Annotated in this window: 7 protein-coding genes; all 7 read right to left on the bottom strand. The window is 43.7% G+C overall.

Features of this window, described 5'->3' with window-relative positions; genetic code table 11:
• Window positions 1-178: 178 nt before the first annotated feature.
• The 7 genes from ACHUFN_RS19890 to ACHUFN_RS19920 all read right to left on the bottom strand — a co-directional run bounded on the left by ACHUFN_RS19890 (window position 179) and on the right by ACHUFN_RS19920 (window position 5,287).
• A complete protein-coding gene (locus ACHUFN_RS19890) occupies window positions 179-562 on the bottom strand; it encodes a hypothetical protein (RefSeq protein ID WP_394224470.1) in 384 nt (127 codons plus the stop codon).
• Between the two features lie 529 nt (window positions 563-1,091).
• On the bottom strand, window positions 1,092-1,301 hold the full coding sequence (locus ACHUFN_RS19895; protein ID WP_394224471.1) for a hypothetical protein: 210 nt from the start codon (window positions 1,299-1,301) through the stop codon (window positions 1,092-1,094).
• 1,166 nt (window positions 1,302-2,467) lie between these two features.
• Entirely contained in the window at window positions 2,468-2,719 is a 252-nt protein-coding gene (locus ACHUFN_RS19900; RefSeq protein WP_394224472.1) for a hypothetical protein, read from the bottom strand.
• Window positions 2,720-2,922: 203 nt separating this feature from the next.
• Window positions 2,923-3,147 carry a hypothetical protein gene (locus ACHUFN_RS19905; protein ID WP_394224473.1) on the bottom strand — a complete coding sequence of 75 codons (225 nt, stop codon included), beginning with the start codon at window positions 3,145-3,147 and terminating at the stop codon, window positions 2,923-2,925.
• Between the two features lie 190 nt (window positions 3,148-3,337).
• Complete coding sequence (locus ACHUFN_RS19910) at window positions 3,338-3,568, bottom strand: hypothetical protein (protein ID WP_394224474.1); 231 nt, start codon at window positions 3,566-3,568, stop codon at window positions 3,338-3,340.
• Between the two features lie 301 nt (window positions 3,569-3,869).
• Window positions 3,870-4,235 (bottom strand): hypothetical protein, encoded by a 366-nt coding sequence (locus ACHUFN_RS19915; protein WP_394224475.1) that lies wholly within the window; start codon window positions 4,233-4,235, stop codon window positions 3,870-3,872.
• Window positions 4,236-4,858: 623 nt separating this feature from the next.
• Window positions 4,859-5,287 (bottom strand): hypothetical protein, encoded by a 429-nt coding sequence (locus ACHUFN_RS19920; RefSeq protein ID WP_394224476.1) that lies wholly within the window; start codon window positions 5,285-5,287, stop codon window positions 4,859-4,861.
• Between the last annotated feature and the right edge of the window lie 152 nt (window positions 5,288-5,439).

Raw genomic sequence — 5,439 nt, forward strand, 5'->3', positions numbered from 1 at the left:
ATGAACCTTCTTTTTATTAGCCATAAGTCACCTCTTATCTAACTAAAGGAGATGTCCACTAAGTTTGGGTAAGTCCTCCATCTAACGCTAAGCTAACGGGCAGTGACGTGGCGGCATAATCGCGCAGCGCCGCCGCGTTACTGTCCCAGTGAACGAAGTGAACGTGTTTAGCGCTTTGTTAGGCATGTGCTTGTTTAAACCACGCATTTGACGATGCCGTGTAGAGCAAAATTAAAACAATTATCGATATGACACTATTAAGTAATAGTATTAATTGACTCATGTTTGTAACTAAACTGGGTGATACACCTGAATACAGAACCGATCCAACAGATATCAATGTGATAACTGCATTCAAATGCCTAGCCCAGTTTTTTCGCAGGGCGATTAAATAACCTACGCAACCAAGTAAGCCGAATGTAACTCCCCAGACGATTAACACGCTTATAAAAGGTGGCTTCGGTTCTGCTGCCGAATAATTTGGTATTGCACCAGCTATGCCTAGGGCTAACGAAGTGAAATATAGAAAGATTGCTACTTTTACATTATTGGGTTTGGTCATACGTATAAATGCCTAACGCTAAGCTTTGGGGCGCTAGCACGTGGGCTAAAATCCGAGCGAAGCGAGCCAGCCCACGTGTTAGCGTCCCAGCGACCGGAGGGAGTGCCAACAGCGTTTTGTTAGGCGTACAAAGGAACGTACGCAGCTTTGCTGCCACCACTAGCCAAATAGACCGCGTGTTTAAACAATTGAATTTAAGATAAAACAACCCTGTGCGAAATGCCAGATGTTAAGGGCATTGCTGAATAAAAGAGCGAGTTTAGAAGAGTGGTGATGTTGAATGTTGGCGTTGCTGTGTAGATAAAAACCGCGTTGCTAAAGTTGCTTAAAAAACCGAGAAAGCTAGCCGCCAAGGCAACCTAGCGAAACAACCTTGATGCTGGAATGTCACGGTTGAACCCGCTTTTAAATGCTGTAAGTAAATGACGCCTAACTTTCCAATAACGGGCGCAGACATGTGGGGCATAATGGCGCAGCCGCCCCGCGTGTATGCGTCCCAGCGAACGCAGTGAGTGAGTTTATTGGCTTGTTATGTGGCATGCTTATTCGAAGAAAGAATGCTTGCAGTAGACAATATACTACCAATTAGAATACCCGCGATACTAAATGCTAGCCCGGCCTCTAGACCGGATAACACACCAGATTGTAATTGCGAGTAAACAGGCGATAGACCGAAATATGCGCCAACAGCACAGCCAATAAAGCCAAATGACAAACCAATTTTAGTTCCTAGTTTCATAGTTAAAAATCCTTTTTATCTAAATTTACTTTTGACACATAACTTTCCAATAACGGGCGCAGACATGTGGGGCATAATGGCGAAGCCGCCCCGCGTGTATGCGTCCCAGCGAACGAAGTGAGTGAGTTTATTGGGGTGTTAGGTGCGTTCACAAAATAGCCTCAAATATTAAGTAAGCGTTGGTGACGCAGATTAAAGCTCCTATGATGATCATAGTACTTGGAGGCAGCAGCTCTCTTTGAGAACCTAAGCTATTTTTAGCATTCCTGCCTCGGAAGATAAGGTATACACCAACCAAAATAACGATACATTTGATTATAATATCGGCGAGGACATAAGAATCCATCCAAGTTCATTCCTGATAGTTAATAAAGTGAAAGTTACTGGAATATTCCATTAAAGCACATAACTTTCCAATAACGGGCACAGACATGTGGGGCATAATGGCGAAGCCGCCCCGCGTGTATGCGTCCCAGCGAACGAAGTGAGTGAGTTTATTGGGTTGTTAGGTGCGTTCACAAAATAGCCTCAAATATTAAGTAAGCGTTGGTGACGCAGATTAAAGCTCCTATGATGATCATAGTACTTGGAGGCAGCAGCTCTCTTTGAGAACCTAAGCTATTTTTAGCATTCCTGCCTCGGAAGATAAGGTATACACCAACCAAAATAACGATACATTTGATTATAATATCGGCGAGGACATAAGAATCCATCCAAGTTCATTCCTGATAGTTAATAAAGTGAAAGTTACTGGAATATTCCATTAAAGCACATAACGCTAAGCTTTGGGGCGCTAGCACGTGGGCTAAAATCCGAGCGAAGCGAGCCAGCCCACGTGTTAGCGTCCCAGCGACCGGAGGGAGTGCCAACAGCGTTTTGTTAGGCGTACAAAGGAACGTACGCAGCTTTGCTGCCACCACTAGCCAAATAGGCCGCGTGTTTAAATTATTGAATTTAAGATAAAACAACCCTGTGCGAAATGCCAGATGTTAAGGACATTGCTGGATAAAAGAGCGAGTTTAGAAGACTGATGATGTTAAATGTTGGCGTTGCGGTGTTGATAAAAAGCGCGTTGCTAAAGCCGTTGAAACTATCGAAAAAGCAAGCCGTAAAGACAACCTAGCGAAACAACCTTGATGCTGGAATGTCATGGTTTAACCTACTTTTTAATGCTGTAAGTAAATGACGCCTAACATTAAGCTAAGCGGCGCAGTTGCGTGGGGCACAATGGCGAAGCCGCCCCGCGTAAATGCGTCCGAGCGACCGAAGGGAGTGGACTTTAGCGCTTTGTTAGAAGCAGAGCCAGTTCCTTTGGTCTGTTTAAAAACTGATGAAGCCAGCATACGATTGATTGTTAACACAGACAAGAAAAACGACTGTGCATTGATGTTTTTGATTTGACTGAAGCTAGCCGCCATTTGAACTGTCTAACGCATTGGCGCTTGTCGACGTTGAATAATAACTTGGCGATAAAGCGCCTAATGCGCAACCTTTGAATTGAAAGCGGCGGATTTAAACCTACCTCAAGCCAGAGCGATGCTAATGAAAACAGGAGAGGGTAGTTCCACTGGGATTTTCATAAAGCCAAACGCAGTTTAGGCTGACGCCTTATAACTTTAAGCTAAGGGGCGCTAGCGCGTGGGCTAAAATCCGAACGAAGTGAGTCAGCCCGCGTGTTAGCGTCCCAGCGACCGAAGGGAGTGAACTTGAGCGCTTTGTTAGAAGCAGAGCCTGTTCCCTTGGCATTTTTAAAAAGTAATAGAGCCAGCATACGATTGATTATTAACACAAACAAGTAAAACGACGGTGCAGTGATGTTTTTGATTTGGCTGAAGCTAGCCGCCATCTGAGCTATCGAATGTAATGGCGCTTGCTGGCTTAAAATAAGAACTTGGCGATAAAGCGCCTATTACACCACCTTTGAATTGAAAGCGGCGGATTTAAACCTACCAGAAGCCAGAGCGATGCTAATGAAAACAGGTAAGGGCAGTTGCACTGAGATTTTTATAAAGCCAAACGAAGTATAGGCTGACGCCTTATAACATTAAGCTAAGCGGCGCAGTTGCGTGGGGCATAATGGCGAAGCCGCCCCGCGTAAATGCGTCCGAGCGACCGAAGGGAGTGGACTTTAGCGCTTTGTTAGAAGCAGAGCCAGTTCCTTTGGTCTTTTTAAAAACTAATGAAGCCAGCATACGATTGATTGTTAACACAAACAAGCGAAACGACTGTGCAGTAATGTTTTTGATTTGGCAGAAGCTAGCCGCCATCTGAGCTGTCGAGTGTAATGGCGCTTGCAGGCCTAAAATAAGAACTTGTCGATAAAGCGCCTATTACACCACCTTTGAATTTTTAGCGGCGGATTTACACTTACCACAAGCCAGAGCGATGCTAATGAAAACAGGTGAGGGTAGTTTTACTGGGATTTTTATAAAGCCAAACGCAGTTTAGGCTGACGCCTTATAACACTAAGCTAAGGGGCAAAAGCACAATGCGAGAATGGCGGAGCCGCATTGTGTTTTTGTCCCAGCAGCCCGCGAAGCGGGTTGCGACTTGAGCGTTTTGTTATGTTTACCCACTGGTGATGTAACTAAAGACATTTCCCGAAAGCCTCGTGTATCTGGGATCTGAACCCTCCAATTCCAAGCTATCCATACTCTTGATTGGAATAAATAAGCCGCTTTCCTCTACAAAAAAGCTGTCTAACTGAATGTACAGGCCTAGTTCTGTTAGGTAAACGCTCTCAGGATTTAATTCAGCGATTTCTTTTGGAATATTTGAGAGTTGAGTGCCATACACAATTGTATTAACTTCATGTGATGATAATACATGGGCCGCAGCTATCTCAATTTCTTTAGAGTTAAATTGGAATTCGGAATAGTCCTTTACGCACCCAGTTAGCAAAGGAACAATCGCTAATATTTTAATAAACCTCATAAACGTTCCTTGTAAACATAACTTTTCAATAACGAGCGCAGACACGTAGGGCATAATGGCGAAGCCGCCCTGCGTGTATGCGTCCCAGCGAACGTAGTGAGCGTGTTAATTGAGTTGTTATGCATCATTTTGTTTCCAAGGCAGCTGAAGGTAGAGGCCTGCGGAGGTTAAAAACGCGACGAAAGACATAACTATAACGAAGCGCTCATTTAATTCGCCGTTGTCTATGACAAGACCAATGAAGTAGTAAGACATAAAAAGCAGAGTGTTTGCAATGCCGAATAAAGCAGAGCAGGCAAAACGATTAGATTTTGAGTTTTTAAGGCTTGTATAAAAGAGAGTAGAGAGCGCTAAAGCTGGTGCAAATGCCAAAAAGTAAATAGGCATGAAAACATTTGAGAAATCTTCATTTCTGAAACAATCAAAGACTATAAATCCAGATAAAGGAAGCCAAACGATACCCACGAATTTGAAAGTGGCCTTAAGGTTAGAAAAGTACATTCAGTCTCAATATCCATGATGCATAACTTTCCAATAACGGGCGCAGACATGTGGGGCATAATGGCGCAGCCGCCCCGCGTGTATGCGTCCCAGCGAACGCAGTGAGTGTGTTGATTGGGTTGTTATGCGTCAAAAACCCCAAACAACCTAGTGTAGTTTTTTACATATGTATTAGTTGTTACCAACGGCCACAAAAACATTCCATTGGCGAAAACAGGAAAAGCGATAATGACCGCGAAATCTGCGCTAGCCTCAAAAACGCATGAAATACCAAATAACACTCCTAATAAGAAAGTAACAATAGTGTATTTCCTATACCAGCCCAGCTTTTTGTAAAGGGTTTTAAACTCAAAGTCGTTAGTAATACCATTGATGCATAAAAAAAGAACGATACTAGATGGAATAAGCAACACTATGCTAATGGGGCTGGCTTTGCTGATAGCTAAGCAAATTAGATAAACGAAACCAGTAGCCAATGACCAATGAAACACTACGCCCTTATAAATATATTGCCTATTAAATGGGTCAGAAGGAATAGAGTTACGGTTCATAATTTCACTTTGATGCATAACATTAAGCTAAGCGGCGCAGTTGCGTGGGGCATAATGGCGAAGCCGCCCCGCGTTAATGCGTCCGAGCGACCGAAGGGAGTGGTCTTTAGCGCTTTGTTAGAAGCAGAGCCAGTTCCTTTGGTCTTTTTAAA

The sequence above is a fragment of the Alteromonas gracilis genome (assembly GCF_043642145.1).
Taxonomy (GTDB): Bacteria; Pseudomonadota; Gammaproteobacteria; order Enterobacterales; family Alteromonadaceae; genus Alteromonas; species Alteromonas gracilis_B.

Bases quoted from the DNA above. Each gene is read 5' to 3' on its own strand.
- ACHUFN_RS19890 (WP_394224470.1), bottom strand. From the start codon at position 562: ATGACCAAACCCAATAATGTAAAAGTAGCAATCTTTCTATATTTCACT.
- ACHUFN_RS19895 (WP_394224471.1), bottom strand. From the start codon at position 1,301: ATGAAACTAGGAACTAAAATTGGTTTGTCATTTGGCTTTATTGGCTGT.
- ACHUFN_RS19900 (WP_394224472.1), bottom strand. From the start codon at position 2,719: ATGGCGGCTAGCTTCAGTCAAATCAAAAACATCAATGCACAGTCGTTT.
- ACHUFN_RS19905 (WP_394224473.1), bottom strand. From the start codon at position 3,147: ATGGCGGCTAGCTTCAGCCAAATCAAAAACATCACTGCACCGTCGTTT.
- ACHUFN_RS19910 (WP_394224474.1), bottom strand. From the start codon at position 3,568: ATGGCGGCTAGCTTCTGCCAAATCAAAAACATTACTGCACAGTCGTTT.
- ACHUFN_RS19915 (WP_394224475.1), bottom strand. From the start codon at position 4,235: ATGAGGTTTATTAAAATATTAGCGATTGTTCCTTTGCTAACTGGGTGC.
- ACHUFN_RS19920 (WP_394224476.1), bottom strand. From the start codon at position 5,287: ATGAACCGTAACTCTATTCCTTCTGACCCATTTAATAGGCAATATATT.